The 15,485-nt window shown below is 61.2% G+C and carries 19 protein-coding genes and 1 pseudogene; 11 read left to right on the top strand and 9 right to left on the bottom strand.

The genetic code is table 11. From position 1 onward, the window contains the following. Window positions 1-128: 128 nt before the first annotated feature. Window positions 129-1,124 (bottom strand): ABC transporter substrate-binding protein, encoded by a 996-nt coding sequence (locus M0D64_RS23190; RefSeq protein WP_266259412.1) that lies wholly within the window; start codon window positions 1,122-1,124, stop codon window positions 129-131. Window positions 1,125-1,468: 344 nt separating this feature from the next. On the opposite strand from M0D64_RS23190, the gene M0D64_RS23185 reads away from it, so the two are divergent. The 4 genes from M0D64_RS23185 (at window position 1,469) to M0D64_RS23170 (ending at window position 5,353) form a co-directional block, all read left to right on the top strand. Further along, window positions 1,469-2,827: an MFS transporter gene (locus M0D64_RS23185; protein WP_266259411.1), complete on the top strand. Its 1,359-nt coding sequence runs from the start codon at window positions 1,469-1,471 to the stop codon at window positions 2,825-2,827. Between the two features lie 9 nt (window positions 2,828-2,836). Then, a complete protein-coding gene (locus M0D64_RS23180) occupies window positions 2,837-3,490 on the top strand; it encodes an RraA family protein (protein WP_266259410.1) in 654 nt (217 codons plus the stop codon). A 137-nt stretch (window positions 3,491-3,627) separates the two neighbouring features. Beyond that, window positions 3,628-4,404, top strand: a complete 777-nt coding sequence (locus tag M0D64_RS23175) for a class II aldolase/adducin family protein (protein WP_266259492.1) — start codon at window positions 3,628-3,630, stop codon at window positions 4,402-4,404. A 22-nt stretch (window positions 4,405-4,426) separates the two neighbouring features. After that, complete coding sequence (locus M0D64_RS23170; protein ID WP_266259409.1) at window positions 4,427-5,353, top strand: glyoxylate/hydroxypyruvate reductase A; 927 nt, start codon at window positions 4,427-4,429, stop codon at window positions 5,351-5,353. On the opposite strand, the gene M0D64_RS23165 is transcribed toward M0D64_RS23170, so the two are convergent. Then, window positions 5,350-6,315, bottom strand: coding sequence for a LysR family transcriptional regulator (locus tag M0D64_RS23165; protein ID WP_266259408.1), 966 nt, complete (start codon window positions 6,313-6,315; stop codon window positions 5,350-5,352). The genes M0D64_RS23170 and M0D64_RS23165 overlap by 4 nt on opposite strands. 141 nt (window positions 6,316-6,456) lie before the next feature. On the opposite strand from M0D64_RS23165, the gene M0D64_RS23160 reads away from it, so the two are divergent. The 4 genes from M0D64_RS23160 to M0D64_RS23145 all read left to right on the top strand — a co-directional run bounded on the left by M0D64_RS23160 (window position 6,457) and on the right by M0D64_RS23145 (window position 10,505). Beyond that, on the top strand, window positions 6,457-7,689 hold the full coding sequence (locus M0D64_RS23160) for a Zn-dependent hydrolase (protein WP_266259407.1): 1,233 nt from the start codon (window positions 6,457-6,459) through the stop codon (window positions 7,687-7,689). Beyond that, the gene (locus tag M0D64_RS23155) at window positions 7,686-8,588 is read left to right on the top strand and encodes a CoA ester lyase (protein WP_266259406.1); all 903 of its coding nucleotides are present in this window, start codon (window positions 7,686-7,688) and stop codon (window positions 8,586-8,588) included. Before M0D64_RS23160 ends, M0D64_RS23155 begins: the two co-directional genes overlap by 4 nt. Window positions 8,589-8,710: 122 nt before the next feature. After that, the gene (locus M0D64_RS23150; protein WP_266259405.1) at window positions 8,711-10,021 is read left to right on the top strand and encodes an MFS transporter; all 1,311 of its coding nucleotides are present in this window, start codon (window positions 8,711-8,713) and stop codon (window positions 10,019-10,021) included. Between the two features lie 190 nt (window positions 10,022-10,211). After that, on the top strand, window positions 10,212-10,505 hold the full coding sequence (locus tag M0D64_RS23145) for a DUF1330 domain-containing protein (protein WP_154562529.1): 294 nt from the start codon (window positions 10,212-10,214) through the stop codon (window positions 10,503-10,505). Between the two features lie 12 nt (window positions 10,506-10,517). On the opposite strand, the gene M0D64_RS23140 is transcribed toward M0D64_RS23145, so the two are convergent. The 5 genes and pseudogenes from M0D64_RS23140 to M0D64_RS23120 all read right to left on the bottom strand — a co-directional run bounded on the left by M0D64_RS23140 (window position 10,518) and on the right by M0D64_RS23120 (window position 12,577). Next, the gene (locus M0D64_RS23140) at window positions 10,518-10,673 is read right to left on the bottom strand and encodes a hypothetical protein (RefSeq protein WP_266259404.1); all 156 of its coding nucleotides are present in this window, start codon (window positions 10,671-10,673) and stop codon (window positions 10,518-10,520) included. Next, a complete protein-coding gene (locus tag M0D64_RS23135) occupies window positions 10,670-11,143 on the bottom strand; it encodes a hypothetical protein (protein ID WP_266259403.1) in 474 nt (157 codons plus the stop codon). The genes M0D64_RS23140 and M0D64_RS23135 overlap by 4 nt, the downstream gene beginning before the upstream one ends. 37 nt (window positions 11,144-11,180) lie before the next feature. Beyond that, window positions 11,181-11,528, bottom strand: a pseudogene (locus M0D64_RS23130) (S16 family serine protease); the annotation flags it as partial. After that, entirely contained in the window at window positions 11,485-11,919 is a 435-nt protein-coding gene (locus tag M0D64_RS23125) for an Hsp20/alpha crystallin family protein (RefSeq protein ID WP_266259402.1), read from the bottom strand. The pseudogene M0D64_RS23130 and the gene M0D64_RS23125, both read right to left, overlap by 44 nt. A gap of 394 nt (window positions 11,920-12,313) precedes the next feature. Beyond that, window positions 12,314-12,577 (bottom strand): DUF1488 family protein, encoded by a 264-nt coding sequence (locus M0D64_RS23120; RefSeq protein ID WP_266259401.1) that lies wholly within the window; start codon window positions 12,575-12,577, stop codon window positions 12,314-12,316. A gap of 241 nt (window positions 12,578-12,818) precedes the next feature. On the opposite strand from M0D64_RS23120, the gene M0D64_RS23115 reads away from it, so the two are divergent. Together M0D64_RS23115 and M0D64_RS23110 are read left to right on the top strand one after the other, a co-directional pair. Continuing rightward, window positions 12,819-12,968: a hypothetical protein gene (locus M0D64_RS23115; RefSeq protein WP_266259399.1), complete on the top strand. Its 150-nt coding sequence runs from the start codon at window positions 12,819-12,821 to the stop codon at window positions 12,966-12,968. 62 nt (window positions 12,969-13,030) lie between these two features. Continuing rightward, a complete protein-coding gene (locus M0D64_RS23110) occupies window positions 13,031-13,462 on the top strand; it encodes a hypothetical protein (RefSeq protein ID WP_266259398.1) in 432 nt (143 codons plus the stop codon). 19 nt (window positions 13,463-13,481) lie between these two features. On the opposite strand, the gene M0D64_RS23105 is transcribed toward M0D64_RS23110, so the two are convergent. Both M0D64_RS23105 and M0D64_RS23100 read right to left on the bottom strand, forming a co-directional pair. Next, window positions 13,482-13,703 carry a hypothetical protein gene (locus M0D64_RS23105; protein ID WP_266259397.1) on the bottom strand — a complete coding sequence of 74 codons (222 nt, stop codon included), beginning with the start codon at window positions 13,701-13,703 and terminating at the stop codon, window positions 13,482-13,484. Window positions 13,704-13,836: 133 nt separating this feature from the next. Further along, a complete protein-coding gene (locus tag M0D64_RS23100) occupies window positions 13,837-14,499 on the bottom strand; it encodes a DUF3313 domain-containing protein (protein WP_266259396.1) in 663 nt (220 codons plus the stop codon). 295 nt (window positions 14,500-14,794) lie between these two features. Here M0D64_RS23100 and M0D64_RS23095 point away from each other — a divergent pair, with 295 nt between their 5' ends. After that, window positions 14,795-15,391 (top strand): TetR/AcrR family transcriptional regulator, encoded by a 597-nt coding sequence (locus tag M0D64_RS23095; protein ID WP_266259394.1) that lies wholly within the window; start codon window positions 14,795-14,797, stop codon window positions 15,389-15,391. The last annotated feature ends 94 nt before the right edge of the window (window positions 15,392-15,485 follow it).

Raw genomic sequence — 15,485 nt, 5'->3', positions numbered from 1 at the left:
GAAGGGGTAGCCGGTATGGAGGGCGTTGCTGCGATGGAAGGGATTGCCGGAGCGCACGGCGCCGGGCAAACGCGCTGCGGCTCCGCTGGGCACGGAGCAACGCGCCGCAAGGCGCACTACCGGTTGCGTCAGACCTTCGCGATATGCGTCTCGGCGATCGCGCGGACGTCGATACGGCGCGGCAGGATAGCGTCGCGATCCGCGCTATCGGCGACTTTCTGGAGCGCGGCGATATCCGCCTCGGTCACGAAGTGCTGTTTCAATGCCGCGCGCCGCGTGATCTGCTTCGCGGCGTCGAGTGGCGAGCGCGTCAAGGTCGAGTAGATCTGCGCGTAGGCATCGGGATTCGCAAGCGCCCAATCACCCGCGCGTTGCAGCCGAAGCAGAACGTCTGCGATAGCCGTGCGTTTGCGCGTATCCGCAAGTGCGGCGCCCGATGCAGTGATAAAACCGAGACCGCTATTGATGCCGGACCCGTCGCGCAAAATACGCGCGCCACGTTGCACAGCGATGCCGTAGTAGGGATCGAATGTCGCCCACACGTCGATCGAACCGGACGCGAACGCGGCAAACGCATCGACCGGCAGGATGAAACGGACCTTGACGTCGTCCTTCGAGAGTCCGGCTTCGGCGAGCGCACCATACAACTGGAATTGCGAAATGCTGCCGCGCGCCGACGACACGAACACGGTGCGCCCCTTCAGATCCGCCACCGAGCGAATCGGTGAATTGGGCGCAACCAGAATGCCGAGTTGCGCGCCCGAACCCACACGCGTCGCGACGATTTTCAAGGTCGGATCGCCGACTGCCGCTGCAAGCACAGGCAAGTCACCCGCCGGGGCAAGATCGACGGCGCCCGCGCGTTGCGCCTCGAAGAGTGGCGCGGCACCCTGGAAGTTAGCCCAGCGAAATGCGTACGGCGTGCCGTCGAGAACCTTTGCCGCTTCGGCAAGCGCCCGTGTGCCGCCGGCCTGGTCGCCGAGCACGATCGTGGTCGATGCCAGATCGGCGGCCTGCACGTTGAGTGAATGAAATGCGCCGGTTACGGCAAGCGCCGGAACTGCGCTGAGCAGCTTCAGCGTGCGCCGCCGCGTGGAAAAAGACGTGGAAACAGAAGCGGCCATATGCCCTCGCTTGCAATAGTTCTGCAAGCGTAGCGATCAGGACGCTTCGTGAGAATGATTCAATTCCGATATCGTTATCTCGATCGGGCAGCTATCTTTTGCACCCCAGCGCGAGCCCGTCACTTACGACTTCTCGAATATGCCGCGATACGCGCCGTACATCGACAGAACGATCAGCGCGCTGACCGGCGGCGAGGACCGGCCGTCCGATCATTCGCCGCACTAATACAAAGGATTAGAAATCAGACTTTTACTTATTGTTTTTGGCTTCCGATAAAGGCACCAGGCCATGCGCGCAATGGCTGCGTTCATCCACGAAACCGCCATGCCTCAAGGAGAAACCCATGACGTCCTATCGCCCCGCGGACACGCCAGCGCCACCGCCTGAAGATGGCACCCCGGCCAGCATGAAAAAGATCGCGGTGGCGAGTGTGATCGGCACGACTGTCGAATGGTATGACCTGTTCGTTTTCGCCACCGCCTCGGCACTCGTCTTCAATAAGGTGTTCTTTCCCGGCTTTGTCCCGTTGGTCGGCACCTTGCTGGCGTTCGGCACGTTCGCCTCCGCCTACCTCGCGCGCATCGTCGGTGCCGCCCTGTTCGGCCATTTCGGCGACCGCCTCGGACGCAAGGCGATGCTGCTGGTCTCGCTCATCATCATGGGCATCGCGACGTTCTCGATTGGGTTGCTGCCGAACTACGCGTCGATCGGCATCTGGGCGCCCATTCTGCTGCTTGCCTTACGCGTCATTCAGGGCCTCGCGCTCGGCGGCGAATGGGGTGGCGCCGTGCTGATGGCGGTGGAACACGCACCCGCCGGCAAGCGTGGACTGTATGGCTCCTGGGTGCAGATCGGCGTGCCTGCCGGCACCCTGATCGCCAATCTGGCGTTTCTGGTCTGCAACGCCACGCTGTCAAACGACGCGCTGCTCTCCTGGGGTTGGCGCGTTCCGTTCCTTGCGAGCGCATTGCTCGTGGGGGTCGGGCTTTATATCCGTCTGAATACATCGGAGACGCCGTCGTTCCGCAAGATCAAGGAAGCCGACGCGCAGGTCAAGCTGCCGATCGCCGAGGTTCTCACCCGATACTGGAAGCAGGTTCTGCTCGGCGGCATCGCGACGATGTCGACGGGCACCTCGTTCAACCTGATCGTCGCTTTCGGGCTAACCTATGGGACGCAGACGCTGGGCTTCTCACGTAACGCGATGCTTTCCATCGCGCTGATTGCCTGCGCACTCTGCATCGTGTTGTTGCCGGCCTTCGGCAAGTTATCCGACGTCGTGGGCCGCAAGCCGGTAATCATCGGCGGCATCGTCGCCGAAGCCCTGCTCGCTTTTCCGCTTTTCTGGCTGCTGGATACGCGCGAATTTCCGTTCGCGCTGCTCGGCTATCTGCTGATGATGACCGCCTTCGCCGCGAACTATGGACCCATCGCAACCTTCCTCGCGGAGCTGTTCGGCACCGAGGTTCGCTACTCCGGTCTGTCGGTAAGCTATATGTTGTCCGGGCTGCTCGGCAGTGCGGCCACGCCCATTGTCACCACCGCGCTGTTGTCCGCTACAGGCCGCGGTTCGTCGGTGGCGTGGTACATGATGGGCTCGGCTGCTGTTTCGGTACTCGCGCTCGTGCTGCTCGCGGAGACGCTTCGCCGCGATATCTCGTCTGCGGCGCGCGCCAATGCCGCCACCGCAAGCCTCTCGTGAAGGCCTGATATGAAAACGGAAAACGCCGATCTGATGCAAGCCACACCCGACTCATCCTTACTGCACAGTCTCGAATCCGTCAGCTTCCCGACGCTAGGGCACTTCATGGAAAACGGCTTCGCGGACCATCGCCTTCGCGCGATGGTCCCCAATGTGAAGGTGATCGGGCGCGCGGTGACGCTCAAGCTACAGTCGCCCGACGCCATTCCCGTCAACCGCGCCCTGTCGCAACTCAAACCGGGCGACGTGCTGGTGATCGACATGAGCGGTAACCATACGCATGCGCCGGTCGGAGCGGTCACGGCATGTGCCGCGCTCAACGCCGGCGCGAGGGGTGTTATCGTCGACGGCGTGGTGACCGATCTCATCGAACTACGCAGCACGGGGCTGTCGGTGTTCGCGCGCGGAACATCGTTGCTCACGACCAAAAAGCGCGACACGATGTCGAGCCTGTTCAACGAGCCGGTGGTGTGCGGTGGGGTCGTGGTGCGCCCAGGCGACATCGTGCTGGCCGACGACAACGGTGTACTGTTCGCTGAAGCACTGGCCCTTGCCGACGTGATCGATCTGGCGCTGGCTTCCGACCACGCGGAGCCCGCGATACTGTCTCGCCTTAACGCCAAAGCACCGCTTCACGAGGTCCTGCAATGCTTCATGTCGTAAAGTATTCACGCGGCTAATGATCAGCATTAGAACAATCAAGTTGACGGACACTGACGCGCTAACGAACACTACGTGCACTACAGCAAGTGAGAACCTGGGAGTCTTCTGAAATGCAATCCACGCCCACATCCGATCGCATGAGCGACAAACCGGCGCCGATCGGCACCGAACAGCAGGTACGGGAGGAACTGGCGGCGCTCTACCGGCTGGCCGCTCACTTCCGCATGACCGACATGATCGACACGCACATCACGGCGCGCCTGCCCAGTTCGCCAGGCGAGCCACCGGCCTTTCTGATCAACCGCTATGGCGTGCTGTTTCACGAAATGCGCGCGTCGGACCTCGTGAAGATCGATCATCTCGGCAACGTCGTCGACGAGCGGGCGCACAGCGACCCGGCGTTGTTTCGTGTGAACGCCGCAGGGTTCACGATTCATTCGGCCATTCACGCAGCACGCGACGATCTGCATTTCGTGATCCATACGCACACCGCCGCCGGAACAGCCGTATCTGCCCAGGAGCAGGGACTGCTGCCGATCAGTCAGCATGCGCTGAAGTTCTACGGCAAGCTTGCTTACCACGATTACGAGGGCATCGCGCTCGAACTCGGCGAGCGCGAGCGTCTGGTGCGCGACCTCGGTTCCTGCAAGGCGATGATCCTGCGCAATCATGGCTTGCTCGCGGCAGGCGCCACCGCAGCCGAAGCGTTCCACGAGATCTATTTCCTCGAGCGGGCCTGTCAGGCACAAATCCAGGCGCTGGCCGGCGGCAGCGCGCTGCGCATCCCGCCGCGAGAAGTGTGCGAGCTGACAGCGAGCCAGTTCGCTCGCGACGACTCCGCGGGAATTTCGGAGCTGGCGTGGCGCGCGGCGTTACGGTTGATCGACGACCCGCAATCCGACTACCGCAACTAGGCCCGTTCTCCGATTCGATGCAATGACCAAATTAGTTCTGATGAGCCGTGACTACGACATGTCACACTTGGTGCAGCCGATTCTGCGCGCCGCCCCTGAATTCGATGTCGTGATGCACGGCGAGCGGTCCAGCGGCGATGCCGACATTGCCGTCTGCTGGAACCCACCGGCCGGCGCGCTGGCGGCGCTGCCGAAACTGCGGCTCGTGCATAGCATCGCTGCGGGCGTCGACAACATTCTGTCCGACCCTGCCCTGCCCGCCGTGCCGCTGTGCCGGGTCGTCGATCCGCAACACGCACGCGGAATGAGCGAATTCGTCACGTGGGGGGTGCTGCACTTCCATCGCCAGCTCGACCGCGTGCTCGCCAATCAGCGTCTTAACCGCTGGTCCCGCCACGATCAGCGTGATGCGTCCGAATGCGCCGTCGGCATTATGGGACTGGGAGAAATCGGCAGCCGCGTCGCGACGGATTTGCAGCGCTTCGGCTTCGCGGTGCGCGGCTGGGCGCGCAAGCCCCGCGAACTGCCAGGCGTGACGACCTTCGCCGGTCCCGAGCAATTCAAGCCATTCCTTCAGGGGACGGACATCCTCGTGTGTCTCTTGCCGCTCACGCACGAAACCCGCTGGATTCTCAATGCGAACACGTTCGAACACTTGCGGCCTGGCGCGAAGCTGATTCACGTCGGTCGTGGCGAACATCTGGTGCCCGCGGACCTGATCGCGGCATTGACGAGCGGGCAGATTGGCGGTGCGATCGTCGACGTGTTTCCAACCGAACCGCTACCGTCCGAAGATCATTTGTGGCGCGCACCCAATCTGATCGTGACGCCGCACATGGCGTCGGTGGCAAGCTCGGAAACGATCGCCACGCAGGTGGCGCACAACTCGCGCAGGCTGATCCGCGGTGAACCGCTGCAGAACGTGGTGGACGTGACGCGCGGCTACTAAGCGTGAGGCTCGAGGCCAGCACCTTCCGCCTGACCATCGATGAACACATTCAGTGCATCGATAAACGCGGCTTCAGCGGCGCTCAGCTTGCGGTCCTGTGACCACAGCATGTAGATATCGAGGTCGGCCACGCCTTCATCCGGCGGCAGCCGCTGAAGGCGGCCTTGAACGATGTCGTCGCGCACGACGTGCTCCGGCAGGCAACCAATGCCGAAGCCCGCAAAAATGAAACGCCTCACCTCGGTCATGCTCGACGATGAGCCGACCACGCGCCCCGTGAAGCCCATCTCGTCACGAAAGAATGTGAGCGGCGACAGGTGGTCACCCACTTTGTCGCCGGTGAAGGAGACGAACTTTTCGCCGGCGAGATCGGCGACCCGAAGGTCGTTGCGCCCAAAGAGCGGATGATGACGTCCGCAGAAAAGTGCATACCGTTGACGTAGAAACACGCGGCTGTCGACCCGCTTGGGTAACGCGCGCCGCGGCGTCAATCCGAGTGTTGCGGACTTTTGCTGGAGGCTGTTCACCACATCAGCGCTGCGCATTTCCTGGCTTTCGAGCTCGATACGCGGATACGTGCGATGGAACTCCGCCAGAAACGTGTCGTAGGCCGGGAAATCGATGCCGCTGACGGTACTCACGCGCACCATGCCGGAGATATCGTGTTCGCGATCCACCTCGGCAAGCGACAGCCGCGAGATCGTGCCGTACACGTCTTCAGCAATCTGCTTCACTTCGATGCCGGCCTGCGTGACTTCGATACGCGGACCGTGACGATCCACGAGGCGCAGACCCAACTGCTCCTCCAACCGGCGCAACGCCTGGCTCACGGCGGGCTGTGTCAAGTGCAGCTTCGTCGCCGCGCGACTCACGCTGCCTTCTTTCGCAATGGCGAGAAAAGTCCGCAGCAGGTTCCAGTCGAGGCGGTCGTTGAGATAGGTGTCCGGGCGGTCTTTGCTCACGATGAGCCTCACTGGTTTCATCATCCGCCAAAATTATACTTAGGATTAGAATTAGAAATTAGACTTATCATTTTTGATTACGGATAAAGGCATCACGACGAACCCGACGCGGTCAGTACGCCGCGGCTTCAGGAGTGTGTGATGCTAAAGATCAATGGTGAGCGGCTCTGGACGAGCCTGATGAACATGGCCACCGTCGGCGCCACGGCAGGCGGCGGTGTGCGGCGCCTCGCACTGACCGAACAGGACGCGGCCGGCCGGGCGCTTTTCTCGCAGTGGTGCGTCGAGGCGGGGTTGACGTTGTCGGTCGACCAGGTCGGCAATCTTTTCGCGCGGCGCGCCGGCAAACGGAACGACGCCGCGCCCGTAGCAAGCGGGAGCCATCTCGACACCCAGCCCGAGGGCGGCCGCTTCGACGGGGTCTATGGCGTGCTCGCCGCGCTCGAAGTCGTTCGCACGCTGAACGATGCGAACATTCAAACCGATAAGCCCATCGAAATCGTCGTGTGGACCAACGAGGAAGGCGCGCGCTTCACGCCGGCCATGCTCGGTTCAGCGGCCTTCACAGGCGTCATGCCGCTCGCCCAGGCATTGAACACGCGCGACGCCGCAGGGACATCGGTCGAGCAGGCATTGCAAGCAACCGGTTATGCCGGCACGCGTGCCGTGCCCGGCATCGTCTTCGACGCCTACTTCGAAGCGCATATCGAACAGGGTCCGGTGCTCGAGGAAAGTGGCGTGCCGATCGGCGTCGTCACGGGCGGCCAGGCGATTCGCTGGCTCGATGTGCGCGTGCGTGGGCAGGCCGCGCACGCAGGCACGACACCGATGCAGTACCGCAGCGATGCGCTATTTGCGAGCGCGGCAATGGCCGCGGAACTGGAAAGCATCGCGGCGGATTTCTTCCCGCAAGGCCTCGCCACCATCGGCGAACTGCACATACGCAACGCATCGCGCAATACGATCGCGGCGGACCTGTCGTTCACGGTGGATCTGCGCCACCCCGACGATGCGATGATCGAAAAAATGGAAGCCGCGCTGCGCGAGCGCTTCGATGCCATCGCCAGGCGTCGCCGCCTCACAGTCGAAGTGGGGCAGCATTGGGTCAGCCCGGCTACGCCGTTCGATCCTCAATGCATTGCGGCTGTCGGCAACGCGGTAGAGGCGCTGGACTATCCGCATCAACGCATCGTCAGCGGTGCCGGTCATGACGCGATTCATCTCGCGAAGCATTGTCCGACCGCGATGATTTTCATCCCCTGCGTCGACGGCCTGAGCCATAACGAAGCCGAAGACGCGTTGCCGGCAGACGTCACGCGCGGCACGGACGTGCTGCTTCACGCGATGCTTGCGCGTGCGGGGCAGGCCGTATGAACGCGCATCAAACGCCGCGTCCGCCAGGCATCCGGCGCACATGGCTCTTCGTACCCGGCAACCATGCCGAGGCCCACGCGGTCGCGCTGCAAAGCGGTGCGGATGCAATCGTCGCCGACCTCGAAGAGATGACTTCGCCGCAAGACCGGCCACAGGCACGCGAACGCATTGTTACGCTATTGCGCGACGCGGCTCGCGCCGGCACGGTCGGCTCGGTACGGATCAACAAACTGGAGCACGACGGCCATGCCGATCTCGAAGGCGTCATGCCCGGCACCCCACGGGCGATTTTTCTGCCGCACGCGGAGAGCGCGGCTCAACTGGCCGCGCTCGACGATGCGCTGGCCGTCATCGAGCGCAAGCTGGGCATTCCGGCGGGCTCGACGGAGGTGGTTCCAGTTATCGAATCCGCAAAGGGTCTGGTCCATCTGGGAGCGCTACTTCAGGTGGGTGCGCGGATAAAGTGCTGCATGCTGGCGGTCGAAGACCTGGCGGCGAATCTCGGCGCACGCCGCACACCGGGCGGTCACGAACTGCTTTACGCACGCAGCCGCTTTCTGATCGAGTGCATTGCCGCCGGCTGCGTGCCGATCGATCTTCCTTGTACGTATCGATCGGCGCAGGTGCTTGGGCAGGACCTGACCATCTCCACGCAACTCGGATTCGCATCGAAAAGCGTCGTGTTTCCCGAACACGTGCCCGCGATTCACCGCGCGCTGACGCCATCCGCGGAGGACGTGCAGGCAGCGCGTGCGCTCGTCGACGCACACGCAGCACAGCAGGCGAATCCATCCCCTATCGGATCGGTATGGATCGACTATCCGGAGCGCAACAACGCGCAACGCTTGATCGCGCGTGACGCGCTGCTCCGCGCCTTTGACGAAAGCGGCAATGCATAAGCGGGGCGAACATTAGCCGCCGTGATACTGAAGATTAAAAATCCGAATTTGGCGGGCGTATTTCGGCGACCCATAAAGACAGCAACCGAACCAACGCTGCGCGTTCAACAACAGGATTCCCCATGTCCCCTTCTGAACAGACTCATCAGCCCGTGCGCGCCGCCACCGCGGCTTTTATCGGCACGGCCGTCGAGTTTTACGACTACTACACCTATGCGACGGCCGCCGCGCTCGTGCTCGGCGAGGTGTTCTTCCCGAGCAGCAATCACTTTCTCAGTACGATGGCTTCGTTCGGCACGTTCTTTGTCGGCTTCATTGCGCGTCCATTGAGCGGCGCGGTATTCGGGCATCTCGGCGACAAGCTGGGCCGCAAGAAGATGCTGCTGCTGACCATGTTCCTGATGGGGATCGCCACCACCGGCATCGGCCTGCTGCCCGGCTACGCCAGCATCGGCATCTGGGCACCGGTCTCGCTCGTGCTGTTGCGGATTCTCCAGGGCATTGCCGTGGGCGGCGAATGGGGCGGCGCGGTACTGATGGCGAGCGAGCACGCGCCAACCGGCCGCAAGACGTTCTTCGCGTCCTTTCCGCAGATGGGCAGCCCGGCTGGACTGATTCTATCGCTCGTGTCGTTCCGGCTCGTCACCTCGCTCGATCACGCAAGCTTCGTTGCCTGGGGTTGGCGCCTGCCGTTTCTGGCCAGCTTCGTGCTGCTGTTGATCGGCATGGCGATTCGTCTCGGTGTTAAGGAGTCGCCCGAGTTCGAGCAGCTTCGCAAGAATCGCGAGGTGCTGAAGTCGCCCGTCAAGAAAGTGCTGCGCACAGCGTGGTATCCGATCGTCATGGCGGCGATGGCCACGACAATCGGCTCCGCCGGGTTCTTCTTCACCAATACGTTCATGATTTCGTATGTCACCGGTTATCTCGGGATGTCGAAATCGTTCATTCTCGATTGCCTGTTTGTCGTCACCCTCATCCAGTTGGCGTCTCAGCCGGTTTCGGCGCTGCTGGCTCAACGGGTTGGAGAGACTCGCTTTCTGACCTGCGCCGCCCTGCTATCCATGCTCACGCCTTACCCGATGTTTCTGCTCGTCCAGACGCAAAATCCGGTCGCGATCGTGGCGGGTATCTCGCTCGCGGTGGTGGTGCTGTCCGCTGTCTATGCGGTCATCGCCGGTTTCATGACGCCGGCATTTCCGACGCAGGTCCGGTACTCCGGTATTTCCATCGCTTATCAACTGTGCGCGACGATCGCCGGTGGGACGACACCTTTGATCGGTACGATGCTCGCGCAGAACTACAAGGGCGAGTGGCTGCCGCTGGCGATTTTCTTCAGCGTGCTTTCGGCGGTGTCGCTGGTTGGAATCGTGGGGCTCGGGCGTTATCGCAAGGGGATACGCGCGGAGGGATCTGCCGCGATGCTTGCTAACTAAGGCGGGCCGACAGGGAGCGATCGGGGAAAATCATGTCGATCGGCAATTGCTGCGGTGGGCATGGACGCAAACCGGCCGAACGCACGCGCGCTCGTGAACCGCACGCGGGGATGCTCGAAGTGACATAATTCCCGCGTCGTTGCTTTGCAACGCGACCACTACTTTCACGCCGCAAAACCAGGAGATTCACATGAGCAAGGGATATTGGGTGACCGCATACCGCGCGACGAAGGACCCGTCGAAACTGGCTGCGTATGCGCAACTGGCAGCGCCCGCAGTGGCAGCCGCTAACGGCAAATTCATCGTGCGCGGCGTCGCCGAAGAAGCACACGAGCAAGGTTTGAAGGAGCGGACCGTCGTGATCGAGTTTCCGACCTACGAGCAGGCCGTTGCCGCCTACGAGAGCGACGCCTACAAGAAAGCGCTTGAAGCGCTGGGCGATGGTGTCGAGCGCGATCTGCGCATCGTTCGCGGCGTCGAGTAACGATGCGTGCGCTCAGCCGGCCGCGGCGGCCTGCACGAGCGCGCCGATGCCGTCGATAGCATTCATCGACTCCGCAGGCGCGCCATGCCGCGCCTGCAGGTAGCTCGTTGCGTTATACGAGAGCCATACCCGGGTGTTGACGTCCTGCCGCGGGTTGCCTGGAATCACGCTGGCCGGCTGGGGTCGCCGGAAACATTCGGTTGTTCGGCCGTCGATGTTCCCTTTGCCGTCACCGCGCGATGGATCGCTTCAGTCAGCGAATTGTTGATCTCGATGAGCCGGTGCATCTCATCCTGGATATTTAGAAGCGCCTCAGCGTCCTTGTAGGTCTGTAGCGCCTGCTTGTCTGAGGCTGCGGCGGCAACCTTCTGGCCCACCATGATGACTGACAGCAGCACCAACTGCAAAAAAGTCTGAGCGATCCAGGCGATCAGCGTCGACACTCCACCCTGAATGGCAGATGGCAAGCTGATAAGCGCGATCACCGCAAAGACATAGGCACACCACATCGTGCCAACCGCGTTGGTGATGACTAGGGCGATTCGCCCGTTCAGGCCCAGATGCTCCTGCGCGGTTAGGTGCGGTCCGTTTTTTTCGCGTTCCTTGAGTCGCTGATTGGGAAGATGTTCGGTTTTCATTACTGGGTCCCCATTGGAGAGTGAGTAGTCCGCGGCACTATGAGCGCTTCACCGCGCTGGTCTCGATTAACTCGCGCAGTGCGTCATCCACCGTCTCCAGCAGCACAAAGCGCAACTGGCTTCGTGCGTCGGCCGGGATGTCTTCCAGGTCCGCCGCATTGCGTGCGGGCAGCAGTACCGTCCCAATGCCGGCGCGCAAGGCGGCAAGCACCTTTTCCTTGATGCCGCCCACTGGCAGGACAATGCCACGCAGACTGATCTCGCCCGTCACAGCGCAATCGCTGCGCACGGCTTGCCCCATCAACAGCGATGCGATCGCAATGAACAGGGCCACCCCAGCACTAGGGCCGTCCTTTGGGACCGCGCCGGCCGGCACGTGGACATTCGAAGTCCAGCAACAGGCAACCGTGTTCGGAGTCGCGCCCGGCCAGGCGGCAGCGCCCGGCCGGAAGACGGATATGTCGCTCGAAGCGGCCATAGGGAATTTCCATGCAATGGACCGCTCCCCCGGCGAAGGCCCGAGGCAACGTCCTCTCGGCCACGACGACCAGCGTCCCGCCTTCGAGGTCCAGGCTGACCTGATCGGGAGCCACGCCGGGCAACGCCACCACGATCGCCAGCCGGCCGTCATGCTCGAACACCTCGATCGGCGGCTCCCATACCGGCACCAGCGCATGCTGACCAGCTAACCGGAAGAACTGGCGATGCGATCGCTCGGCGCGCTCAAGCGCGTCGACGGCGGCTTCCCACATCATGGTATGGCGGGTGGATGTCACGGCTGGCTCCCTGCCTGTTCTGTCAGCCCAACACTGGCTGTCCATTCATCAAAGGCCAACGGTGCACGCGTGTCAAGTAAGCGAGGGTGAATGCACCGCTCCAACTAGTCCGGTCAGCGGGTCCAGAAGTCGTATTGGACCAGTTGATTATAGTCAGCCTGATCACGCTCGATGGAGGTCGAAATGTCGATGTACTGATCAATACGGCCGATAGTTACTATCGCCTTTTGCGCTGTTGATGTGAGCCATTGATCATGCGGAGAATGTAAAGCGGCGAGCCTTCTGCTGTGTTGCCACATCCGACGTGCTGCCTGGAGCGCCAACCCGTGGATTTGCGTGTCGAGTACAAAAGGGGGGACCGATGTCAGCCCCCTGATGAGGTTTGTAATCTACGTTAACGAACGAAGAGTTCAATGCCAAGTGGTAGCGGATCTCCCTTCGAACCGCTTCGAATTGCAAGTGCAGCCTTCTCGCTGATCAACTCGCGGTGCCGTTCGAACTCCTGCAACAAGTCGCTTTTGTGGGCACCTGCTTGCGACAACTCCTTAAGCACTTCCCTGCTCACAATGCAGAAGTGATGGACGCTGTCGACTCTGATGCCGAACTTAACAGCCTCACCGTCATTTGCGACACTAATGCCTTCGATGTTATCAGCCATCATCGCCTCCGTTGGCAGCTAGCTGTGCAAGAAGCCTAGCACGAAATATCTAACCGTCACGGACTCTTCCGTCAACGCGCGCTGGCATCAACGGCAACGCGGATGAGCGGGATATGCCTAGTCGAAAATCAGGAAATCCTTACATCAAGCCGTATCGCGATGTCGCCGTATACCCGGTAAGGCGCCGCCAGTTCCTTGAGCGCGACACCATTTCCGCTGCAAGCGTCCCGAAGGAAACAAAGTGAATCAATTCGCCTACACCATCCGGTTCAAGATCATCGTCGTCCTCGGTGCCAGCATCACACTGACGGCCGCGATGGGTGTGATGGCGATCCTCGGGCTCGCAACCATGTCGATCCACGAACTCCTACCGATGGACACTTACCGGTGAATCCGCAGACGTTTGTCCTACAGGCGCGGCTTTGCGATCGCGCCACGGCGCTTAAAGCGCGCATGACTGAAGCGCATGATCAAGCGAAGGGGCTGATCGAGCGCGCCCAGGGTTGTCTCGCCGTGCTGGATCATCTGCGACAGAGCACCGCCGCCTCGGCAAACATTTCCCCGGGCGGTGATATCAGTCTTTTTATCGAGGAGCTGCGTCGCTCAGAAAGCGGCTGGCACGATCAGTTGCAAATGTTGAGGGCGTCGCTGACTGAACTCACGGATCAGACTCATAACGCCCGCTGCGAGATCGAGTCGCTCGCCGTGCTTGCGCTTGGCGCGCAAACTGCCCCCGAGACGATTGCCGACGCAGAGCGCGCTGTCGAAGCGAGTGAAGCCCACTTTCAGGAAGTAAGCGCGCAACTGGAAGCGACGCAGTTGTGGTTCGAACAGTTCGACACGCAGATCAATACGATCATGGCCAGTTTGCGAAAATCGCGCTAGGTTCGTGCAAGAAGGGGGGCTATCGTGCCGCCGTTTGAACACCCGGATAAAAGCCCACAACCAGCACGATATATGCGAGTGCCGCGAAAATACCGGCGAGGGTGCCGAGCCAGTCCCTGGCGGCTGCGCCGCGCGTGAAATGGACCGGAATCCCCACCAGCAGGTACGCGACCGAGAAAACGATCGCAACCATCAAGGGCGGGGGCGCGAATGAAACAACGACTTCGGAAAAGGGCCGCATTCGCAAACCTTATAGACGTCCGAAACAGCTGCGCTATCGCAGCGGCGAGTTCCGGTGCCCGATCACTCGGGGCTATCGCGCGCTGAGAATATCCGCCGAACCGCGCGCGATGCCCGGGTAGCAGACAGACCGGTTAATGAAGCTGTTCCACGAGGGCATCAGCGCCCTTGTCGAGGCCGGTCTTCGCGGCACTCAAGGAACCAAAGGCTGCCGGCAGATTCATGGCATTCGGATACTGCTTCGAAACGTATGCCTTCAGCAGACGGCCGCTGGGACCGTCAAAGACCTCGACTGAGTAAGTAACCGAGCCGCTGAATGCACCCTGCCCGCCGCGGATTGCCTGTACGCCGTTATAGAGATTGCCCGCAAGGTCGAAATGCATGACCTGTCCGACGAGTAACGTCGTCTTTTCGGCGCCGGTGAGTGTCAGCTTGATCCGCAGCGTATTCGGGCCGGCCTGGTTCGCAACGCTGAACCGTTTCGCGAGTTTTTCGGAGAACGTCTTCCCCATGTAATCGGCGAGCGCCGCCTTGTCGGCTTCCTTCAGGTCGCCGAACTGGTTGTCGCTCCCTTGGTACACGGTGACCGGGTCCAGTATCACCTGCGTGTATTGAGGCCAGACAACTGAAGTGGCGTACTTGTAGGGAACCTTGCCTGAGTCGTCATCGCGGTTCTGCTTCAACTGCGACGACGATGCGATGCCCGTGTAGGCCACCGGTTGCACGCTGGCACACGCTGTCAGGGTTAGCACCGCTACTCCGGTGAAAAGAAGCGGGACTAGTTTGTTCTTGAACATTTAGGTTTCCTCGAAAGCCCAGTTAAGTGCCAGGTGGCGCTCAGTTCAGGCGAGAACTGATCAGGTCGCCACAGTAGCATCGGCGGAACAATATGTAAACCGTCCAGACGGTCTGTACATTAAAAAATCGAGGGCGTACAATTACGCTTCGTCAGGAAAACGCCTGCTCCGGCGGCGGTACCTAGGGCCATTCGCCAGCAGTGTGTTGCAGCCGGCTATTTGTCCACAAACAGAAGAGAGGCGCGCCGGCGATCAGGTGCGCGCTGCAATCGTCGCAACATCATCAATATCGATAATGGATAACCAGACCCGCTCGGAGATTTCCCGCAAAAAGGCGATTGCTGCCGCTTTCACCATCCTCACCCGAGATGGTGTTGGAGGGCTTACGTTCGATTCGCTGTCGCGTGAGAGTGGTATCAGCAAGGGTGGACTGCTTCATCAGTTCCGCACGAAGCACGGCGTGCTGTGCGCGCTGTTGGAACAGCATCAGATTCAGTTCGAGCAAATCGGACGCGAATATATGGCGAAGGAAGGCGCATCGAAGGCTGAACCAACGCTTGCAGCCCAGATTGCAATGTATCGGGAATCCTCGAATCAACCGCATTCCGTGGCACGGGCCATTCTTGCAGCGCTCGTCGAGAGTCCTGAATTACTCGAAAGCATCAAGGCGTCTGACACGGCAAAAATGAAGGCGTTGCAGGACGAGGCGCCTGACCTCGACTTGTCATTGTTGCGATACTTTGCGGCCAGCGGTCTCGCATTTCATTCCTTGATGGGACTGTCGCAATTGAGTAATTCGGCACGAAACAGACTATTCGATCGTCTTCTTGACGAAGATAGCTGGCCGGCGCAGATTCCACAACCCAAGCCTCGTAAGCGGTCGGCCCGCTAACCGCCGCAAGCGCGCAGGGAACGCGTGATCGGCGAGCGTTGACTGATTAGCAACGCTGCGCCGAAAGCGCCGTTCAATACAGCGTGACCGCGTA

The organism is Paraburkholderia sp. WS6 (genome assembly GCF_030464835.1).
Lineage (GTDB): Bacteria > Pseudomonadota > Gammaproteobacteria > Burkholderiales > Burkholderiaceae > Paraburkholderia > Paraburkholderia madseniana.
This window is presented reverse-complemented; position numbering and strand designations above follow the sequence as displayed.

Coding starts and splice junctions, on each gene's coding strand:
- M0D64_RS23160 (WP_266259407.1), top strand. CDS start 6,457: ATGCTAAAGATCAATGGTGAGCGGCTCTGGACGAGCCTGATGAACATG.
- M0D64_RS23120 (WP_266259401.1), bottom strand. CDS start 12,577: ATGGCTGATAACATCGAAGGCATTAGTGTCGCAAATGACGGTGAGGCT.
- M0D64_RS23190 (WP_266259412.1), bottom strand. CDS start 1,124: ATGGCCGCTTCTGTTTCCACGTCTTTTTCCACGCGGCGGCGCACGCTG.
- M0D64_RS23100 (WP_266259396.1), bottom strand. CDS start 14,499: ATGTTCAAGAACAAACTAGTCCCGCTTCTTTTCACCGGAGTAGCGGTG.
- M0D64_RS23150 (WP_266259405.1), top strand. CDS start 8,711: ATGTCCCCTTCTGAACAGACTCATCAGCCCGTGCGCGCCGCCACCGCG.
- M0D64_RS23105 (WP_266259397.1), bottom strand. CDS start 13,703: ATGCGGCCCTTTTCCGAAGTCGTTGTTTCATTCGCGCCCCCGCCCTTG.
- M0D64_RS23155 (WP_266259406.1), top strand. CDS start 7,686: ATGAACGCGCATCAAACGCCGCGTCCGCCAGGCATCCGGCGCACATGG.
- M0D64_RS23180 (WP_266259410.1), top strand. CDS start 2,837: ATGAAAACGGAAAACGCCGATCTGATGCAAGCCACACCCGACTCATCC.
- M0D64_RS23175 (WP_266259492.1), top strand. CDS start 3,628: ATGAGCGACAAACCGGCGCCGATCGGCACCGAACAGCAGGTACGGGAG.
- M0D64_RS23135 (WP_266259403.1), bottom strand. CDS start 11,143: ATGAAAACCGAACATCTTCCCAATCAGCGACTCAAGGAACGCGAAAAA.
- M0D64_RS23110 (WP_266259398.1), top strand. CDS start 13,031: ATGACTGAAGCGCATGATCAAGCGAAGGGGCTGATCGAGCGCGCCCAG.
- M0D64_RS23170 (WP_266259409.1), top strand. CDS start 4,427: ATGACCAAATTAGTTCTGATGAGCCGTGACTACGACATGTCACACTTG.
- M0D64_RS23185 (WP_266259411.1), top strand. CDS start 1,469: ATGACGTCCTATCGCCCCGCGGACACGCCAGCGCCACCGCCTGAAGAT.
- M0D64_RS23145 (WP_154562529.1), top strand. CDS start 10,212: ATGAGCAAGGGATATTGGGTGACCGCATACCGCGCGACGAAGGACCCG.
- M0D64_RS23095 (WP_266259394.1), top strand. CDS start 14,795: ATGGATAACCAGACCCGCTCGGAGATTTCCCGCAAAAAGGCGATTGCT.